The organism is Rhodoglobus galactosidasius (genome assembly GCF_054957775.1).
The window spans coordinates 147,563-166,405 of the sequence record NZ_JBQIAV010000001.1 but is presented as its reverse complement, the minus strand read 5'-3'; the positions used below and the strand labels follow the sequence as shown (position 1 = coordinate 166,405).

19 protein-coding genes are annotated in these 18,843 nt (G+C 59.5%); 14 read left to right on the top strand and 5 right to left on the bottom strand.

Annotation, left to right across the window (positions count from 1 at the left end):
* The first annotated feature begins 55 nt into the window (after nt 1–55).
* From glmS to ACTJJW_RS00810, 9 genes are all read left to right on the top strand, one after another.
* Complete coding sequence (gene glmS / locus ACTJJW_RS00850; RefSeq protein ID WP_462642098.1) at nt 56–1,906, top strand: glutamine--fructose-6-phosphate transaminase (isomerizing); 1,851 nt, start codon at nt 56–58, stop codon at nt 1,904–1,906.
* Nucleotides 1,907–1,914: 8 nt separating this feature from the next.
* Nucleotides 1,915–2,289, top strand: coding sequence for a holo-ACP synthase (locus tag ACTJJW_RS00845; RefSeq protein ID WP_462642097.1), 375 nt, complete (start codon nt 1,915–1,917; stop codon nt 2,287–2,289).
* Complete coding sequence (gene alr / locus ACTJJW_RS00840) at nt 2,282–3,409, top strand: alanine racemase (RefSeq protein ID WP_462642096.1); 1,128 nt, start codon at nt 2,282–2,284, stop codon at nt 3,407–3,409. The genes ACTJJW_RS00845 and alr overlap by 8 nt, the downstream gene beginning before the upstream one ends.
* Nucleotides 3,406–3,975, top strand: coding sequence for a tRNA (adenosine(37)-N6)-threonylcarbamoyltransferase complex ATPase subunit type 1 TsaE (gene tsaE / locus ACTJJW_RS00835; protein ID WP_462642095.1), 570 nt, complete (start codon nt 3,406–3,408; stop codon nt 3,973–3,975). Before alr ends, tsaE begins: the two co-directional genes overlap by 4 nt.
* Complete coding sequence (tsaB, locus tag ACTJJW_RS00830; protein WP_462642094.1) at nt 3,959–4,579, top strand: tRNA (adenosine(37)-N6)-threonylcarbamoyltransferase complex dimerization subunit type 1 TsaB; 621 nt, start codon at nt 3,959–3,961, stop codon at nt 4,577–4,579. Before tsaE ends, tsaB begins: the two co-directional genes overlap by 17 nt.
* Nucleotides 4,576–5,067 carry a ribosomal protein S18-alanine N-acetyltransferase gene (gene rimI, locus ACTJJW_RS00825; RefSeq protein ID WP_462642093.1) on the top strand — a complete coding sequence of 164 codons (492 nt, stop codon included), beginning with the start codon at nt 4,576–4,578 and terminating at the stop codon, nt 5,065–5,067. The genes tsaB and rimI overlap by 4 nt, the downstream gene beginning before the upstream one ends.
* 128 nt (nt 5,068–5,195) lie before the next feature.
* Nucleotides 5,196–6,227, top strand: a complete 1,032-nt coding sequence (gene tsaD, locus ACTJJW_RS00820) for a tRNA (adenosine(37)-N6)-threonylcarbamoyltransferase complex transferase subunit TsaD (RefSeq protein ID WP_462642473.1) — start codon at nt 5,196–5,198, stop codon at nt 6,225–6,227.
* 100 nt (nt 6,228–6,327) lie between these two features.
* A complete protein-coding gene (locus ACTJJW_RS00815) occupies nt 6,328–6,612 on the top strand; it encodes a DUF4190 domain-containing protein (RefSeq protein ID WP_462642092.1) in 285 nt (94 codons plus the stop codon).
* Between the two features lie 90 nt (nt 6,613–6,702).
* On the top strand, nt 6,703–7,578 hold the full coding sequence (locus ACTJJW_RS00810; protein WP_462642091.1) for a DUF4190 domain-containing protein: 876 nt from the start codon (nt 6,703–6,705) through the stop codon (nt 7,576–7,578).
* 14 nt (nt 7,579–7,592) lie between these two features.
* On the opposite strand, the gene ACTJJW_RS00805 is transcribed toward ACTJJW_RS00810, so the two are convergent.
* Nucleotides 7,593–8,780 carry a class I SAM-dependent methyltransferase gene (locus ACTJJW_RS00805; RefSeq protein WP_462642090.1) on the bottom strand — a complete coding sequence of 396 codons (1,188 nt, stop codon included), beginning with the start codon at nt 8,778–8,780 and terminating at the stop codon, nt 7,593–7,595.
* Nucleotides 8,781–8,903: 123 nt separating this feature from the next.
* Between ACTJJW_RS00805 and groES the strand changes: the two genes are divergently transcribed.
* The 5 genes from groES to ACTJJW_RS00780 all read left to right on the top strand — a co-directional run bounded on the left by groES (nt 8,904) and on the right by ACTJJW_RS00780 (nt 14,449).
* Nucleotides 8,904–9,200, top strand: coding sequence for a co-chaperone GroES (gene groES / locus ACTJJW_RS00800; RefSeq protein WP_021809375.1), 297 nt, complete (start codon nt 8,904–8,906; stop codon nt 9,198–9,200).
* Between the two features lie 124 nt (nt 9,201–9,324).
* Complete coding sequence (rarD, locus tag ACTJJW_RS00795) at nt 9,325–10,269, top strand: EamA family transporter RarD (protein ID WP_462642089.1); 945 nt, start codon at nt 9,325–9,327, stop codon at nt 10,267–10,269.
* A gap of 57 nt (nt 10,270–10,326) precedes the next feature.
* Complete coding sequence (locus tag ACTJJW_RS00790; protein WP_462642088.1) at nt 10,327–11,613, top strand: ABC transporter substrate-binding protein; 1,287 nt, start codon at nt 10,327–10,329, stop codon at nt 11,611–11,613.
* Between the two features lie 130 nt (nt 11,614–11,743).
* On the top strand, nt 11,744–13,000 hold the full coding sequence (locus tag ACTJJW_RS00785) for an ABC transporter substrate-binding protein (RefSeq protein ID WP_462642087.1): 1,257 nt from the start codon (nt 11,744–11,746) through the stop codon (nt 12,998–13,000).
* Between the two features lie 171 nt (nt 13,001–13,171).
* Nucleotides 13,172–14,449: an ABC transporter substrate-binding protein gene (locus ACTJJW_RS00780; RefSeq protein WP_462642086.1), complete on the top strand. Its 1,278-nt coding sequence runs from the start codon at nt 13,172–13,174 to the stop codon at nt 14,447–14,449.
* Nucleotides 14,450–14,787: 338 nt separating this feature from the next.
* Here the strand turns inward: ACTJJW_RS00780 and ACTJJW_RS00775 are convergent, their stop codons facing one another.
* The 4 genes from ACTJJW_RS00775 to ACTJJW_RS00760 are packed head-to-tail and all read right to left on the bottom strand — an operon-like array spanning nt 14,788 to nt 18,756.
* On the bottom strand, nt 14,788–15,525 hold the full coding sequence (locus tag ACTJJW_RS00775) for an ABC transporter ATP-binding protein (protein WP_462642085.1): 738 nt from the start codon (nt 15,523–15,525) through the stop codon (nt 14,788–14,790).
* A complete protein-coding gene (locus ACTJJW_RS00770) occupies nt 15,522–16,496 on the bottom strand; it encodes an ABC transporter ATP-binding protein (protein WP_462642084.1) in 975 nt (324 codons plus the stop codon). The genes ACTJJW_RS00775 and ACTJJW_RS00770 overlap by 4 nt, the downstream gene beginning before the upstream one ends.
* On the bottom strand, nt 16,486–17,466 hold the full coding sequence (locus ACTJJW_RS00765; RefSeq protein WP_462642083.1) for a branched-chain amino acid ABC transporter permease: 981 nt from the start codon (nt 17,464–17,466) through the stop codon (nt 16,486–16,488). Before ACTJJW_RS00765 ends, ACTJJW_RS00770 begins: the two co-directional genes overlap by 11 nt.
* A gap of 9 nt (nt 17,467–17,475) precedes the next feature.
* Nucleotides 17,476–18,756, bottom strand: coding sequence for a branched-chain amino acid ABC transporter permease (locus ACTJJW_RS00760; RefSeq protein ID WP_462642082.1), 1,281 nt, complete (start codon nt 18,754–18,756; stop codon nt 17,476–17,478).
* Nucleotides 18,757–18,843 lie beyond the last annotated feature (87 nt).

Here is an 18,843-nt window from a genome sequence, read left to right as displayed (position 1 = left end):
CGGGTTCATCCTATCGGCGCACAGTTACCCAGCTTAGGGAACTAAACTCGGTTCTATGTGTGGAATTGTGGGTTACGTCGGTAACAACAAAAGCCTTGAGGTTCTCCTCGGCGGTCTTAAGCGTCTCGAATACCGGGGTTACGACTCCGCTGGTGTCGCCATTATTGACGAAGCCGGAAAGCTGGGAACGCGCAAGCGTGCCGGCAAGCTTCAGATGCTTCTGGATGACCTTGCCGAAGCACCTCTCGGTAACGGTGCCACGGGCATCGGTCACACCCGTTGGGCGACGCACGGTGGCCCAACCGATGTGAACGCGCACCCGCACTTGAGCCGCGACTCCAAGCTTGCTCTCATTCACAACGGCATCATTGAGAACTTCTCTGAGTTGAAGAATGAGCTGCTCGCTGAGGGCGAAACGTTCGCCAGTGAGACTGACACCGAGGTGGCAGCGCTCCTGGTCGGTCGCGAGTACGAAAAAACTGGCGACCTCACTCAGGCGCTGCGTGGCGTTGTTGCTCGCCTCGAAGGGGCATTCACTCTTCTTGCTGTGCACGAAGACCAGCCGGGCGTTGTTGTCGGCGCTCGCCGTAACTCACCTCTGGTGATCGGCTTGGGCGATGGCGAAAACTTCCTGGGTTCAGACGTCGCCGCATTCGTTGAATTTACGCGTCGTGCTGTTGCTATTGGCCAGGATCAGATCGTTACGATCCGTCCTGACTCTGTAGTTGTCACCGACTTCGATGGCAATGCCGTTGAAGTCGAGGAGTTTGACATCGCCTGGGACGCATCTGCGTCTGACAAGGGCGGTTGGTCAAGCTTCATGGCTAAGGAAATCAGCGAAGAGCCGGATGCCGTAGCTAACACTATTTTGGGCCGCGTTCAGGATGGCCTCGTCAAGCTCTCAGAGTTCGAGCCGCTCGGCGATGACGTTATTGCGAACGTCGACCGCATCGTTGTTATCGCGTGTGGAACTGCGGCGTACGCGGGAATGCTCGGCAAGTACGCCATCGAGGCGTGGGCTCGCGTTCCTGTTGACGTTGAGTTGGCGCACGAGTTCCGCTACCGCAACCCGATTCTCACTGAGCGCACGCTCGTGATCTCGATCAGCCAGTCCGGCGAGACCATGGACACACTCATGGCCGTCAAGTTCGCTAGCGAGTCCGGTGCGAAGGTTGTTTCGGTGTGCAACACGCACGGCGCAACGATTCCCCGCGAGTCAGACGCTGTTGTCTACACACACGCGGGGCCCGAGGTTGCTGTGGCATCCACGAAGGCTTTTGTTGCTCAGGTGACGGCACTCTACTTGATTGGTCTTCACATTGCAGGCGTGCGTGGCACGCTCAGCGATGAGGCGATTCGCGAGAACGTTGCCGAGTTGCAGGCCGTTCCTGACAAGATCTCTGAGGTTCTTGTGACCTCGCAGTCGATCAAGCAGCTGGCGCACTGGATGACAGATACCCAGTCGGTGCTCTTCCTCGGCCGCCACGTCGGTTATCCCATCGCTCTTGAGGGCGCACTCAAGCTCAAGGAGCTCGCTTACATCCACGCTGAGGGCTTCGCCGCTGGCGAGTTGAAGCACGGCCCCATCGCGCTCATCGAGCCCGGCCAGGTTGTTTTCGTTGTTGTTCCGAGCCCGCGCGACCCCAATTCGTTGCACAAGAAGGTTGTCTCCAATATTCAGGAGATTCGTGCCCGTGGCGCTCGCGTTATTGCGATCGCTGAGAAGGGTGACGCCGCTGTGCTGCCGTTTGCGGATGAGGTTATCCCGATTCCGTTGGCTGGTTCGTTCTTCGAGCCGCTTCTTGCGGTCATCCCGCTGCACATTTTCGGTATGGAACTTTCGGCAGCGAAGGGACTCGACGTCGACCAGCCTCGCAACCTCGCGAAGTCTGTCACCGTCGAATAGGTCTCACCGTGATTGTGGGGATCGGTGTGGATGTCGTCGACATCGCCCGCTTCGAACGTGCGTTGCAGCGCACGCCGACCCTCACATCGCGCCTGTTCTCTGAGAGCGAACAGCTGAAGGATGGCGTGGCCAGGCCGCTGCGCTCACTCGCTGGACGGTTCGCCGCTAAAGAGGCGCTGATTAAGGCTTTGGGAGACTCAAACGGTGTCACCTGGCACGACATGCGGGTCGTTTCTGACGCGATCGGCAACCCCTCGTTTGAACTGCTCAATTCCACGAAAACCATTGCTGAACGCCGGGGGATTACCTCGGTGCACCTCTCGATGAGCCATGATGCAGGCATCGCGATTGCCTATGTTGTTGCGGAGGCCCACCATGACTGAGCTTCGCCTCGCAACGATCAGCACGGGTGCAATCAGCCACAACGTTGACACCCTGCGAGCCGTTGTCGCGCCCGCACAGGTGATGGCGGTCGTGAAAGCGAACGGCTACGGACACGGCGCCGTCGAAAGCGCGCGGGCAGCGCTTGCTGGTGGCGCGGACTGGCTCGGAGTCGCCGACCTCACCGAAGCATTTGCGCTGCGAAACGCAGGCATCGACGCTCCACTCTTGGCGTGGCTGCACCAGCCAGGGGCAGCATTCAGCGAAGCGGTGCGTGCGAAAGTAGACCTCGGCATCAGCAGCATCGCGCAGCTCACGGAAGTTGCCGCGGCATCCGGAACCGCGTGTGTGCACCTCAAAGTCGACACAGGGTTGCACCGCAACGGGGCGGCGCTCGGAGACTGGCAACAGTTCTTCGAAACTGCAGTTGCGCACGAACTTGCCGGCCGTATCCGGGTGCGAGGCATCTGGAGCCACCTCGCTAATGCTGGCGATGATAACGATGCCAAGCAGGTCGAACAGTTCGCAACCGCTATTGCCATGGCAGAGTCGGTTGGGCTGCGGCCAGAATTCCGCCACTTGGCCGCCTCAGAGGGAGCGATCAAGCACCCTGACGCCCGATTCAACCTGGTGCGACTCGGAATCAGTACTTATGGCCTGGCTCCTGCCGACGATGTGGATGCTGCGGCTCTCGGGCTGGTGCCGGCAATGACCTTGAGCGCCCCCGTCGTGTCAGTCAAGCGTGCTTCCGCCGGTGAGGGCGTTTCGTACGGGTTCGACTTCCACTGCGAGACCGATACAACCTTGGCTCTCGTGCCTTTGGGGTACGGCGATGGCGTTCCGCGTCAGGCCTCTAACCGCGGCCCTGTCTCGATCAACGGGGTGACCGGTCGCGTTGCTGGTCGGGTTGCGATGGATCAGATTGTGGTCGACATGGGCGACGTGCCCGTGGCAATCGGAGACCGCGCAGTGTTGTTCGGCGCCTCGTCCACCCCGTCGAACGCCTCAGCCGCGCCGACCTCGGTGCCGAGTGCCGACGACTGGGCCACAGCGGCAGGCACCATTAACTACGAAATTGTGACGCGCATCGGACAGCGCGTAGTGCGCAGGTACGAACCGTGACCACGCTGGTGATCGGTTCCCTCGAGCGGATGGCTGAACTCGGGGCGGTGATCGCTAGGCAGCTCGGCGCCGGCGACCTCGTTCTGCTCAATGGCGAACTTGGTGCAGGAAAAACCACTCTCACTCGAGCAATTGGCGAGACTCTCGGCATCCGGGGCACCGTAACGAGCCCCACTTTTGTGCTCGCGCGCACGCATCCGAGGTTTGCGGAATCGACGCCGGAATCGACGCCGGCAGCGGCATCTGCGCCCCGCCTGGCGCCCCTCGTGCACGTTGATGCCTATCGCTTGGGCAGCGCTGTTGAGCTCGACGATCTCGACATCGACTTCGAGGCATCCATTGTTGTGGTCGAATGGGGCGCAGGTCTACTCGACGGAGTCAGCGAATCCTGGTTGAACGTCGACATTGTGCGCCCCACGGGTGCAGTGGGCGAGACCGGCACCGACGATGCGAACTCGGCTGCCGATGATTTCGCCGAAGAAACAGTGGAGCCGCGTACCGTCACGGTGACAGGCTGTGGCCCCAAGTGGGCAGACATGGGGTGGCTCGATGTTCTTAGCGATTGATACGTCGGCAGGAACAAGTGTCGCCATCGTTGACGCGCAGGGGGTTGTGCACGCCCAGTGCGACTCTGCAGACACGCGTAAGCACGCCGAAGTTGTTGGCGACTTCATCTACAGCTGTCTCGCCGAAGCAGGAATCGCTGTAACCGACCTGACTGGTGTTGTTGCCGGAATGGGCCCAGGGCCCTTCACGGGGCTGCGCGTCGGAATCGTTGCAGCGCGCACTTTCGCCTTCGGTGCTGGCCTGCCGCTGTATCCGGTCGTCACCCACGACGCCATTGCACTCGGCAAAACCGGGCCTACACTGATCGCCACTGATGCGCGACGCAAAGAGTTCTACTGGTCGGCCTACACGGGCTCGGATGATGCGGGGCTACCCATCCGCGACGCTGGCCCCGCACTGGCTCCCGCCGCTGAACTTGCCGCCCACGTGCCGAACTTCGACCACTACACACTGCGGGAAGCCGCAACAGTGCACGCCGCCAACTTGGCAACATTGGCGCGCCTCATGAAAGCCAACGGACGCGAATTCGCTGGCGAAGAAGCCCTCTATCTGCGCTCGCCAGACATCAGCCTCTCCGCAGGACCGAAACGAGTAACCGCATGAGCTGGCAACTGCGCCGCGCCACCCCAGACGACCTCGACGCCATTATGGTGATCGAGTCGAGCGAGTTCGCCAATGACGCCTGGTCGAGCGACATGATGGGTGCCGAGATCATCGACAACCACAGTTACTACTTGGTCGCCCACCCGGTGGGGGAACCCACGCAGGTGAAGGCCTATGCAGGATTGCGTGCGCCGTTACGTTCGGGGCAGGCTGACATCCAAACCATTGCTGTTGCACCGGATGCTCGACGCCACGGCATTGGGCGTGCGCTGATGCACGCGCTCATGGTTGAGGCTCGCGATCGCGGGGCCGGCGAACTCTTCTTGGAAGTGCGCGATGACAATCCGACCGCGCAACGCCTCTATGACTCGCTCGGTTTTGAGCGCATCGCAGTGCGGCCGAACTATTACCAGCCCGATGGTGTGGACGCGATTGTGATGCGCCTCACCATTCCTGAACCGAAACTCTCTCCGGCGGTGGGTGCATGAGCCAGCTCGCGGGCGTGACCCAGGCGGGCTCGGCGCATCAAGCAGGAGGGGCGCATCAGGCGGCACCGTCGAACCGGGAGGCACCGTCGAACCGCAGCCTGCCGAAGAACACGGTTGAGCCCCTCGTGTTGGGAATCGAAACCAGCTGTGACGAGACAGGGATCGGCATTGTTCGCGGCAACCGACTGCTCGCCAACGTCATCTCGTCGTCGATGGACGAGCACGCCCGCTATGGCGGAGTGGTTCCTGAGGTTGCGGCTCGCGCGCACCTTGAGGAGATGCAGCCGGCGCTCGAGCAGGCGCTCGCCGAAGCGGACGTAGAGCTCCACGAAATCGATGCGATTGCGGTCACGAGTGGCCCAGGACTTGCCGGTGCGCTCATGGTGGGCGTTGCTGCCGCGAAGGCGCTCGCCGTAGCGACCGACAAGCCGCTCTATGCCGTCAATCATCTCGTCGGGCACGTCGGCGCCGATGTGTTGCGCGACGACGGGACCGAGATCGATCTTCCGACAATCGCGCTGCTTGTGTCTGGGGGCCACACCTCGTTGCTGCACGTGCGCGATCTGGTTTCCGATGTCGAACTGCTCGGCGAAACGATTGATGATGCTGCGGGTGAAGCGTTCGACAAGGTCGCTCGGCTTCTCGGATTGCCCTACCCCGGTGGGCCGCAGATTGACCGTGTCGCTGCAGGGGGCGACCCCCAGGCCATCCGATTCCCTCGAGGGCTTAGCAAGGCCAAAGACATGGAACGACACCGCTACGACTTCTCGTTCTCTGGGCTCAAGACGGCCGTTGCGCGGTGGGTTGAACGCGAGCAAGACGCCGGAGCAGACTTTTCGATTGCGGATGTCGCGGCCAGCTTCCGTGAGGCAGTCGTCGACATCCTGCTGACCAAGGCTGTTGCGGCGTGTGTTGATCGAGGTGTGCCTCGCCTACTGCTCGGTGGTGGAGTCGTGGCAAATGCTCGCGTGCGAGAGCTCGCGCAGGAGCGGTGCGATGCTGCGGGCATCCAGTTGAGGATCCCACCGTTGTCGTTGTGCACTGATAACGGTGCGATGATCGCCGCACTGGGCGCCCAACTGGTGATGGCAGGTAAACAACCGTCGACGCTCAATTTCAGTGCCGACTCCACGCTTCCCGTCACCCAAATACAGGCATAAAAACGGGCTAGGCTCTAATCGTGACGCATTGACAGCGTTCTCTCAGGCTGAGAATATAGTCGCGCCGCTTTCGGTTTCATTTATTAAGGAGCATCCCGCCATGTCAGAACCCACGCCTTACGCCTCGACGCCGACAGGCGCGCCGGTTGCCAAGTGGAACGTACTCTCGATCGTCTCCCTCGTGACATCGATCCTGTGGCTTAGCCTCGTCGGTATCATCACCGGCCACATTGCACTGAGCCAGATCAAGAAGACCGGCGAACAGGGCAACGTGCTCGCCATCATCGGTCTTGTGCTCGGTTACCTCGGTTTGCTGGGGGCCATCATCGTCGGTGCCATCGTCATTGGTTCCTTGGCACTTGGTGGAGCTGTCACCTCGTACTAAAGTCTTCGCTCTCAGGAGGGGCCCGCACAGCTGTACGGGCCTACTGGCGTTAAGGGGCAACTCTTGAGTTGCGCTTGCTAAAGTATGCGAATGGCTACCAACAACTCAGACGGCTCAACCCCGTCGATCCCCACTCCCGCTACACCTTCGGTATCAAGCGCGCCCAAGGCAAAGCCAAAGGCGACGCCGTCAGCCAAGAAGCCTGCGGCTAAGAAGCCGACTGCCGCACAGTCCGCAGTTAAGTCGACACCTGCCGTGAAGGCGACCGCTGCAAAAACCACCGCCGCGAAGACCACCCCAGCGAAAGCCACTCCCGCGAAGACCACCCCAGCGAACTCGGCAGTGCCAAAGGTCGCGCCAAAGAGCGCCGCAGAACACGCGAATACGGCAGAGACCGTTGCATTTACGAAGCCCTTCGCCGCAGCCTCAACCGCAGCTTCAACAAGCGCAGCAGACGCAAGCAAGTCAAGCGCGAGTAAGTCGAGCGCGAGAACAGCACCCGCCGTTACTGGCGCCACCAGCGCACCGTCGGCTCCGGCAGCGGCACCAGTTCCTCCCGTTGCGCCCACGGCAACTCCGGCGGCATCGAACGATCCATACTCTGTACCCAGCGGCACCCCGATTCCGGGATATGAGGGTGCGTCGACGCCAGGTCAGGCACCGTTCACTCCGGTTCCTGCCGGTCCATTGCAGGGGCTGTCCATCGCATCGATGGTCACCGGAATTTCGGGCATCCTGTTGTCGTTCGTTGTGTTCGGTTTCTTGCCCGGTGTGGCAGCGGTCGTTATGGGACACATGGCGCAGAAGAAGCAGCCGCAGGCGCGCCCCTTCTGGCTCACGGGCCTCATCACCGGCTACATCAGCGTCGCGATTGGCCTCGTCACCGGACTCTTCGTCGTTGGTGCGGTTCTGCTCTTTATGGCAGGCTTTAACGAGGTAGGCCCCGGCTTCCGCGGTGGGTTCTAACTAGTCCCTACGCGCTACGGGGTGTGTGTCACGCGTTGCGCAAGCAGCGCCCGGCGTTTACCCGCAACGCGCGTGAGAATCAATGTTGCACTGTTCTCGCCTTTGAGCGAGAGCGATCTTCGAAAAATCGCGGGGTCAATATCGACCCCGCGCTTTTTGATTTCTAGGGTTCCGATCTTGCGCGCAGCGAGCTCTTTCTTCAGCGAGCGCTTGTCGAGGGGAAAGTCGGCCACTATTTCGAAGCACGTAGCGAAGGGCGAGGCAGCAGGGGCATCCGCGCTGAAGTAGGCGATCGACGTGTCGAGCATCCGGCCAGTTAACTGGCGGGCAAGGTCTCCAATGAGGCGCGCCCGGATGACGGCGCCGTCAGGCTCGAACAGGTACTGTCCAAGTTCCCCGGCCGCTTCGTCCGCGCTGTCGGCGGCTGCCGTCATTTCGGCGGTGCCGTGTTCGCCGATTACGAGGGCTGCGCGCCGGATGCCGGGGCGGGCAACAGCGCCAAACCAGAGTCCGAGTTCGACGACTTCGCGCCCGACCGAGATCCACTGGGCTTCCGCGTTGTCGGGGATCAGATCGCGGTCGATGCCGGGGCCGAGCTTGATCCCGGTGGGGTAGCGTTGGGCCAGTCCGAAGGCGAAGTCGAGTGATGGCGTCCAGTCGGCAGGGTTAGTGAGGCGAACGCGGGCGTCGCGCCGTGCTGGGTCGAGGTAGATGCCATCGATGCCGGTGAGGTCTGCGGATTCTGCGTCCCCGTGTACGACTTGCGCGTTGCTCCACGGCGCTAGGTTGTAGCTCGCGATTGCTGCGGTGGTCTCGTCTCGCTCTACCGCGGTGACGTTGAGGTCGAGGCCCGCGATGGCGAGCGCATCAGCACCGATTCCACAGCCGAGATCGGCAACCCATCTCACCCCAGCGGCGCTAAAGCGTCCAGCGTGCAGAGAAGCAACCGAGAGCCGGGTTGCTTGTTCGAGGCCGGCCTCGGTGAAGAGCATCCGTTCCGCAAACGGGCCAAACTTGCTTGCGGCTTTTGCACGCAATTTTGACTGGCTGAGCACTGCTGCGACGAGTCCAGCGCTGTGGCCGGCCTTGCGGAGCGCAGCGACGGTTCGCACGATTTCGTCGCTCGATTGCCAGACCGGAAGTGAGTCAAGCAGGCGAAGGCCCTCGGACGAAAGCAGCTCCCGCAATTCGCTCTGATTCATTCTCTAACCGTATCCGCATCCGTATTGGCACTCACGTTGATCGAGTGCCAACCAAGCCGTATAGTTGATCTGGCACTCCTACAGGGAGTGTGCCAACCCAAGAACTTGAGAAAGAGGTCCCACGTGTCGGTGTCCATTAAGCCGCTCGAAGATCGCATTGTTATCAAGCAGGTAGATGCAGAACAGACCACCGCGTCTGGGCTCGTCATTCCTGACACTGCGAAAGAGAAGCCCCAAGAGGGCGAAGTAGTCGCCGTAGGTCCCGGTCGCATCGATGACAACGGAAACCGCGTGCCGCTCGACATCGCTGTAGGCGACAAGGTCATCTACTCCAAGTACGGCGGAACCGAAGTGAAGTACGGCGGAGACGACCTGCTCGTACTGTCGGCTCGCGACGTTCTCGCTGTGGTCGTTCGCTAAGGCGATTAGCTAGATCCTCGCCGAACTTCACTGTTCGGCAATACACAAGCCCAGGGCTCCGGCCTTGGGCTTGTGTATTGTCTGGATGTCATAGGAGCCCCCAGCGCAGCCCTAAGCTTTAGAGGTGACCACGACTTCTCACGCGACTGATCGCGTATCGCCGAGCGGCCTCGGTTTCGCAGTATCCGCCTACGTCTTGTGGGGCGCGATGCCTATCGTGTTCTTCTCTCTCAAGGAGTCAGGCGCGATTGAAATTGTGGCCTGGCGCATTGTGTTGTCGCTCGTTTTTTGTGCGGCTCTTCTGCTGGTCACCCGCGGCTACGTACGAGTGTTGGTCATCATTCGTGACCGCAAAACTTTCTGGAGCCTCGGTCTTGCCGGAGTGCTCGTTGTCATCAACTGGCTGATCTACGTGTACGCCAGCCTCAACGGACACATTGTGGAAGCGTCATTGGGTTACTTCACCAACCCGATCGTCACGGTGTTGCTCGGCGTGATAATTCTGCGCGAACGGTTGCGTCCGCTGCAGTGGGTTGCCCTCGGGATAAGTGCTCTTGCTGTGCTCGTTATTGCCATTGGTTATGGCAGTTTTCCGTGGATCGCACTGGGGCTGGCCTTCAGCTTCGGTCTTTACGGTCTCGTTAAGAAGAGCGTCGGGCCGAAAGCGGATGCGCTGGGCGGCTTGGCCGTAGAGACAGCATTTTTGACGCCCATTGCGATTATTGTTCTGCTCGTGTTGAGCGCAAATGACTCCCTCACGGTGGGCACGGTGGGCACCGGCCACACGGTGTTGACGTTGTTCTTAGGTGCGATCACGGCGATTCCGCTGATCCTGTTTGCCGCAGCAGCCCGCCGTCTGCCGCTCACCTACATGGGACTTGCGCAGTACTTGGCGCCCATCTTGCAGTTGGTCGTTGGTGTCTTCATCTTTCATGAGGCGATGCCGCCAGAGCGCTGGTTGGGTTTTGCAATTGTGTGGGTGGCGCTGGCAATCCTCACCTTTGATCTGTTCCGTCACTCTTCTCGCACTCGGCTAGGTTCGCCGTCCGAAGCTCCGGGTGCACCGTAGTATTCCTGTGAAGGTGCGTGATCGCCCGAAGATCGCGGCTCCGAGAGAGGCAAGTCAATGACGAGGTTTCGCGCGACTCGATGCCTGATCGTTGTGGCATCAGTTTCTGTAGCTCTTGCGGCGTGCAGTTCGCCTGCCCCGACGGCGGCACCGCGTTTCGCTCCCGCAGCGTCGCCGACTCCGACTCCGGTCGTGACTCCCTCTGGTGACGGTGTGCTGCGAGTGGGCACTATCTTTCCGACGAGCGGAGCGTTCTCGTTTCTTGCTGCAGCCCAAGCTGCCGGTGTGGCGGCAGCGGTTAAGGAGATCAATGCAGCCGGTGGCGTTAACGGCGAACCGGTCGCAGTGGTGAGTGTTGACTCCGGCGAAGCAAAGACCACCAAGCTGGAGACGTCGTTTAAGGTGTTGGTGTCGAAGAAGGTGGATGTGGTGATTGGGCCGTCGTCGTCGGCTCTCGCTCAGCGCGCTATCCCATTGGCAATTGATGCCAAGATTCCAATCATCTCTCCTGCGGCAACGTTCTCGACACTCACTGATGTCTTCGATGACGGATACTTCTTCCGCACGATTCCGGCCTACGACCAGCAAGGGCACGCCCTAGCGGAGGCACTTGCGGGTGGGGACACCACACAGCGCCTTGCTTACGTTTATGTTGCTGACGATGAGGGCACCGCCCTTCACGATACTTTTGTCACGGCGCTCGCAGAGCACGACAGCGAACTTGTCGCAGACGAGGTTTTTTCCAGCGTGACCACCAACTTTGATTCAATCATTGCCAGCCTTAAGAAGGCGCGACCCGATGTTGTGGTAATTGGATCGACCTATGACTCGGTCAAGGCGACAAAGGCTGCGATTGGCAAGATCGCTGCCGCAGGCTACAAGGGTTCCAAGTTGTGGCTCACCTCACTCAACACTGGCGACTATTCGCAGTCGTTTAAGAACGGCACCCTGAAGGGCGTGCGGGGAGTGATTGACGGCGCGCAGCCTTCGAAGGCTTTCATCGCGACTCTCAAGGCGAGCAATCCGAAACTGACCAGCTATCGCTATGCGATGGAGGCGTATGACGCCACGATGCTGGCGGCTCTCGCCGCGATCGTCGCTCAAGACGATGAGGGGGAGGCGATTGCGGGTTCGCTCTACGACGTCTCCAAAGGTGGCGTGAAATGCCTGAGCTTCGCTGAGTGCCGTGAAGTGCTGAAAACCGGCAACGACATCGACTACGACGGCATCTCCGGAACGGTGAACTTCACGCCAGGCGGAGATATCGAGCCCGGATACTGGGGTTACTACACCTACGACGGCGAAAACAAGTTCGTGTTTAAGAGCGGATCTGTCGTCGGCTAAAACGAGTGCCGCCCGGATTGGGGGCACGATATCGGCGACAATTTGGGTTCCCTGAGTTCGTCTTTTGTGGTTTGCCCACTACCGTAACAATGCCGCTTTTTGTTTTCGGCGGCAGATAGGAGCGACTGTGATGACATCCATACCCGTTGGATCACGCGTGTCGCTGCGGACCCGTCGTGGGTTCACAGCAGTTGCTGGCGTTCTTGCCGCTGTACTTGTGCTGAGCGGATGCACAGCCGAAGAGGTTCCGAAAGAGGCCATCGCGCCCAAAGATTTGACCCTCACCATTGGCGCTCTCGTGCCGGAGTCAGGTTCACTCGAAAAGTTTGGCCCAGCCGTTTCCGCAGCCATTGCCTTGGCGGCACAAGACGTCAACGATGCAAACGCGAAGCTCACGGTAAACGTCGAAACCCGGGATTCCGGAGACTCCACGGGTACGACGGCAGAGGATGCCGTGACCGAGCTGCTCGCTGCCCGAGCCACCGTGATTATTGGCGGGCTTTCGAACGGTGTCTCGAAGAAAGTAGTCGACAAGATCACCGGTGCCGGTGTTGTTGAGATTTCGCCGGCAAACGATTCGCCCGACTTCTCTAACTATGACGACAGCATGCTCTACTGGCGCACCTCGCCTTCCTGCGCACTCGAAGGTTCTGCTCTTGGGGCCGAGATGGCCGACCGCGTTGACGGTTCAATCGCGATCCTGTCAGAGGACGTACTCTGTGGACCGCTCCTGCCGCGAGCGGTCGGGGAAACCTTCCAGCGTGGTGGTGGCGAAGTCATCGTCGAAGAGACTATTGACGAAAAGGCCACCGGCCTTGACGATCAAATCGCTGAGGCGATTGCCGCGAAGCCGGATGCCGTAGCAATTCTCGGTACGACGCAGGCAGAGAAGATCGCCAAGGCCTTCATTGCCGCTGGCTACTCGGGCGATCAGCTCTTCTTTAGCGGTCTGTCACTGGGCGACCGTGGTTCAGGATTTGCTACGGGGAGCCTGACCGATTCGATCGTGACGCATCCGGGGCTAGAAATGTCTACGATTTCTGAGTTCACCGATCGGCTCGTGGAGATCAATCCGAGTTTGAAGGACTTCAGCTACGCAGCAGAGAGCTATGACGCCGTGATCTTGGCGAGCCTTGCAGCGTTGGCATCGCAGAAGACCACGGGCGAAGGGATCTCGAGCAAGATGCAAGAAGTCTCTGGTGGTTCTGGCGAAGGTAAAGTCGTGACGACTTTTGCGGATGCCGCGAAGATCATCCTTGATGGTGGCATCGTAGATTACGACGGTGTTTCGGGCCCGATAACCCTCAGTGACAATGGCGATCCTCAGGACGCCAGTATTGGGATCTACCAGTACGGTAGCGACAACGTGTACACCCGGATTAACTGAGTAACATCTGCGTTTCTGAAGAGTCTACGAATGGTAACGATTCTGAAGAGTGTTACAAGGCTGTAGTACAGACGTATTGTGCGGACGTCCCGAGTGGGCATAGCTTGACAGTGTGGTGACAACGCAGTGCCACTTTTGATTCCTGAACACATTCGAAACGCAAGGAGCAACATGAGCGTATTCGCGAAGGCTACGGCCTCCCCATCACGGTCCAAGCGGACCCTGATGAACAGTCTCGCAATTGTCGGTGCAAGTGCACTGGTATTGGCTGGCTGTGCAACAGGCGGAGAGGAAACACCTTCCGGCGGCGGCGGCGGCGATCTTTCGCTGAAGCTGGGAACGGCACTCCCCGTAACCGGTAACCTCGCGTTCCTCGGCCCGCCCGAGATCGCAGGAACCGAGTACGCAGCTGCTCAGGTTAACGAAGCCAATGCAGGCATCGAGATCGAACTGATCCAGGGTGACTCCGGCGACACCGACAACAAGGCATACGAGACTGAAATCCCCCGTCTGCTCAATGAAGATGTTTCCGCCATTCTTGGTGCAGCATCCTCAGGTGTTTCGCTTCAGTTCATTGACCAGGTTGTTGGCGCTGGAGTAATCCAGTTCTCGCCGGCAAACACTTCGGCCGCATTCACGGACTACGACGACAAGGGCCTGTACTTCCGTACCGCTCCTTCCGACGTGCTCCAGGGTGAGGTTCTCGGTAACCTGATCGCTGCTGATGGTAATGAGACTCTCGGCATGATCGTTCTCAACGACTCCTATGGAACCGGCCTCGCCAAGTTCACGCAGGAAGCATTCGAAGCAGCCGGTGGTGAAGTTGTTTCACAGCCCACGTACAACACCGGTGACACCACGTTCGACGCACAGATTTCAGAAGTTCTTGCTTCTGACCCTGACGCGATCGCACTGATCACCTTCGAAGAGGTTTCGACCATGCTCCCGAGCATTGTCAGCGGTTTCCCCGCCGATAAGCTCTACTTCGTAGATGGTAACCTCGCCAACTTCAGTGACGAGCTGGCTCCTGGAACCCTCACGGGCGCAAAGGGAACCCTGCCCGGCCTGAGCGTTGACACGATTGCTGACTTCACGTCGGCAGTCAACGACTACTGGGTTGAATCAGGGCAGCCTGAGCTCACCGAATTCAGCTACGCAGCTGAGTCGTTCGACTCGGTCATCTTGCTTGCTCTCGCATCGCTCGCAGCCGGTTCAACCGACTCCGCAGCAATCGCAGAGAAGCTGCAGGAAGTATCGGGTGGTTCGGGCAACGGCGAGAAGTGCAACACCTTCGCCGACTGTGCAGACATCATCAACGGTGGTGGCGTAGCTGACTACGACGGCATCTCTGGTCCGATTTCTTTCGACGAACTCGGTGACCCCACCGAGGCGCAGATCGGTGTCTACCAGTACGGTGACGACAACACCTACAGCGCGTACAACGGCTAATAACCGCTAAGACTCGCTAAGAGAAAGGCCCCAACCCACTAGGGTTGGGGCCTTTTTCGTGCACTCAGGGGGCTGTGGTGGATGCTGAAGCGGTTTCACGGAGCAATCGCTGTTGGTAATAAACCTGAAACCGCGTCAGGTGCCCGCGTAAGCGCCTGACTTCTGCGCGGATGATCGTCTCGACGTCTCGTACCGTAAACGGCGCTCAGGGCGGCTTGCAGCGCCTTGAGGGTGCGGATGTTCGGCCGAGGCAGCGTCTGACCTGCCCGTTAACGCACAATTGCTCCGCCCGGACGAATCCGGGCGGAGCAATTGTGGCGGTGCTGAGTGCTACTGGTTTAGGTGCCGAGCGTACCGAGATACAGCCCGATGACCTTGGGATCGTTCAGGAGTTCGCGCCCTGTTCCCTCGTAGGCATCCTTGCCCTGATCGAGAACGTAGCCGCGGTCACAGATTTGCAGGCAGCGTCGTGCGTTCTGCTCAACCATGATCGTCGTGACACCGGCCTTGTTGATCTCCGAAACGCGAATGAACGCTTCGTCTTGCTTCACAGGAGACAAGCCAGCGGATGGTTCGTCGAGCAGCAGAACCTTGGGGTCCATCATGAGCGCCCGCGACATAGCCACCATTTGGCGTTCACCGCCCGATAGCGAACCGGCACGCTGCTTGAGCCGCGATTTGAGTTCGCCGAAGATGCCAACAACAAATTCGAGCCGTTCGTCATAGATCTTGGGGTTCTGGTACAGCCCCATCTGAAGGTTCTCAGCGATCGTCAGACTCGGAAACACGTTGTTGTTTTGTGGCACAAAGCCAACACCGCGTGCCACGAGCTTGTTGGCTTTCAGCCCCGTGATCTCATCGCCATTCAACGTGATCGAGCCGCCGCGCACCTGCACTTGACCAAAGATGGCCTTGAGTAGTGTCGATTTGCCTGCACCGTTAGGGCCGATGATGCCGATGAGTTCGCCCGGATTCGCGACCAGGTTGCAGTCGTTCAGGATGTCCACCCCGGGAAGGTACCCCGCGGTGAGGCCCTTGACGTGGACTACTGCATTCTCGGTTGGGATTGCGTTCACTTGCGGGGCCCCTTGCGCTTAGCGATCTTGGAGTCGAGTTCTTTTACCTCTGCTGCCATATCGATCGCGGCTGTGTTGAGCTCGCCCTCGATACGACCCGTGACGATACCCAGGTCCACGTCTTGATGCGAACCGAGATACGCGTCGATCACTGCTTGATTCTTCATGACCTGGTCTGGCGGGCCTTCGGCCACTACCGCACCCTCGGCCATCACAATCACCCAGTCGGCGATGTGGCGAACCATGTGCATGTCGTGCTCGACGAAGAGCACCGTCATTCCCTCTTCCTTCAGGTCGAGGATGTGGTCGAGCAGCGACTCTGTGAGCGCCGGGTTGACGCCTGCCATCGGCTCGTCGAGCATGACGAGCGTTGGTTCGCTCATGAGTGCTCGGGCCATTTCGAGCAACTTGCGCTGTCCGCCGGAAAGGCTGGCAGCGAAGTCTGACGACTTGGTGTCGAGCTTGAACTTCTTGAGTAAAATCTCGGCGCGTGCCTCAATTTCGGCTTCTTGCTTGCGCCAGAGGCTCGGGATCATGCCGCGGAAGATGTTCTCCCCGATCTGATTCTGCGCACCGAGTTTCATATTCTCAAGAACGGTCAACAGCCCGAGAGCCTTTGTCAGTTGGAACGTGCGCACCTGGCCGAGTCTGGCCACTTTGTGTGCGCCCATCCCGGCGAGGGCGTGTCCGTTGAACGTCCACTTGCCTTCGTCCGGTTTGTCGAATCCGGTCATCAGGTTAAACAGCGTCGTCTTTCCGGCACCGTTCGGACCAATCAGCGCGGTGATCGCGTTGCGAGGGATCTCAATGTGGTCAACGTTGACCGCGGTGAGACCACCGAACGAGCGACGAATTCCGTCAGCAATGATGATCGGATCGACCTTGGCAACTCCGGGAACGATATCGCCCTTGTGGAGCCCCGTCGTCTTTTCTCGTTGCACCGGTGCAGCCGGTGTGTCTTTATTTGACAAAGGTCAGCTCCTTCTTATTGCCGAGGATGCCCTGCGGTCGATAGATCACAAGCAACATCAGCGCCACACCTACAAGGATGAAACGCACCGTTTGCGACTGTGTCGTGGTCATGAACGGCAAGAGGCCGATGTTGACCATGGCGGGAAGCAGGTTGCTCAGCAGGACTTGAACGCCCCAGAAGATCACCGAACCGATAATCGGTCCGAAGATCGTCGCTGCTCCACCGAGCAGCAGTGCGGTATACACGAAGAACGTCAGCGACGTCACATACACACCGGGGTTCACGGATGCGGGGAGGGCGTACACGATGCCACCGAGGGCTCCGAACACACCACCGAGCATTAGCGACTGCAGCTTGTAGGAGAACACGTTCTTGCCGAGGGCGCGCACGGCATCCTCGTCTTCACGGATTCCCTTGATGACACGGCCCCACGGGCTGCGCATGACTGACCACAGGATGAGTGCCGCGATTGTGAGAATCACGATGCCGAAGATGCGAACCCACCAACCGTTCTGGTTGTACTCCCATGGGCCGAAGCCGTAGGTGCCATCGGGGATCGGGTTGAACGCACGGAAGCTGTCGTGGTAGCCGCTCAGTCCATCGGCAGACCCGGTGTACTTGTCGAACGTTGTCGTCAGGAATAACAGGCGCACAACCTCGGCGGCCGCGATCGTCACGATTGCCAAGTAGTCACCGCGCAGTCGCAGAGTAGGAATGCCAAGGATGAGCGCGAACACGAGCGAGCCACCGACACCGACGAGCATGCCGCCCCACCACGGGAAACCGAAGGTGAGGATTGAGATCGCGTAGCCATAGGCACCGATCGCCATGAACGCGGCGATACCCATGTTGAGCAAACCGGTGAAACCGAAGTGCAGCGCAAGACCGAGCGCCGCGAGGGCATATCCGATCGTTGCGGGTGCGATCAGCGATGACGCGGTATTGGAGAGAATTTGAAGAATATCCATGAGCGGCCCCTAACCTATTCTCTCAGAGCGACCGAGGATGCCCTGCGGTCTGAACAACAAGACGATGATGAGCACGCCGAGCGCACCTACATACTTCAGGTCAGAGGGAATGAAGAGACTAGACGTCTCAACGAGGACTCCGACGATGATTGAACCAACGAGAGCGCCGAATGCGGTTCCCAGACCACCCAGGGTGACTGCGGCGAACACGAGTAGCAGGATCTGCATACCCATGTCCCAGCGAATGCCCGGTCGGAAGTAGGCCCACAGCACGCCGGCGAGGCCGGCCATTGCTGCGGCGAGAATCCAGACAACCCGAACTACTTGGTCGACATCGATTCCCGATGCGGCGGCGAGCGACGGGTTGTCAGAGACGGCACGAGTCGCCTTACCAATCTTCGTTCGCACGAGCCACCACGCGAAGATCAGGATCACGACGGTGCTGATGATCATGCTGATCATGTTGGTCTGACTGAGCGACACCGAACCAAAGAGTGGGATATCGGGGGAGTCAGAGCCGGGCAGTTGTTCCGTTCCGCCACCGCGGAAGTACTGGAATGTGTATCGAAGTGCCAGCGAAAGACCGATCGAGACAATCATGAGCTGGACGATGCCCACGCCCTTCTTGCGCAAGGGTTTCCACAGGCCGGCGTCGAGCGCCCAACCAAAGCCCGCGCTCAGTAGCACCGCTATCGGTATCGCAAACCAAACCGGTTGGCCAAGATCGACCGAGACAATTAGTGCCATCACCGCGCCAAAGGTCACCATTTCAGCGTGAGCGAAGTTGGACAGCCCGGTGGTTCCGTAGACGAGCGAGATGCCGATAGCGGCAAGTCCGAGCATGAGCCCAAAGTTGAGGCCGTTGACGAGGCGTTCGACGAGTTGGTCAACGAAGCTGACGACATTGCGCTCACCACGACCGATAAAGAAGTTCATCACTGTCGAGCCGCTGGGCCCAATCAGTGCTTCTTTGACGTTGGGGGTGTCGTCATCGCCGACTTCGTCGATTACTGCGATGCCCTCAGGCAGCGTATCTTCGTCGAGTGTGACGCTGAATTCGTCACCGTCGGGCACACCGACTTTCCATTGGCCGTCGGCATCCGTGACAACTTCAACGTCGTAGCCGCCACCAGAGACGGTGAGAAGTACACCTTCCAACGGCACGCTTTCGAGCTTGACGTTACCGATGATGCTGTTGTCGTATTCGTCGACGTTAACCTCGTCAGCCATGGCGGGCATGGACATGAGAGAGAAAGCGGCGGAGAGAGCAACGATGAGCGCTACAAGCACTCCACGTCTATTTCTCCGTCGCGTGCGGCGATATTCCGCTGTGTTCACAGGACCTCCAGAAAGGGACCCAGCAGGAATCAAGAATCC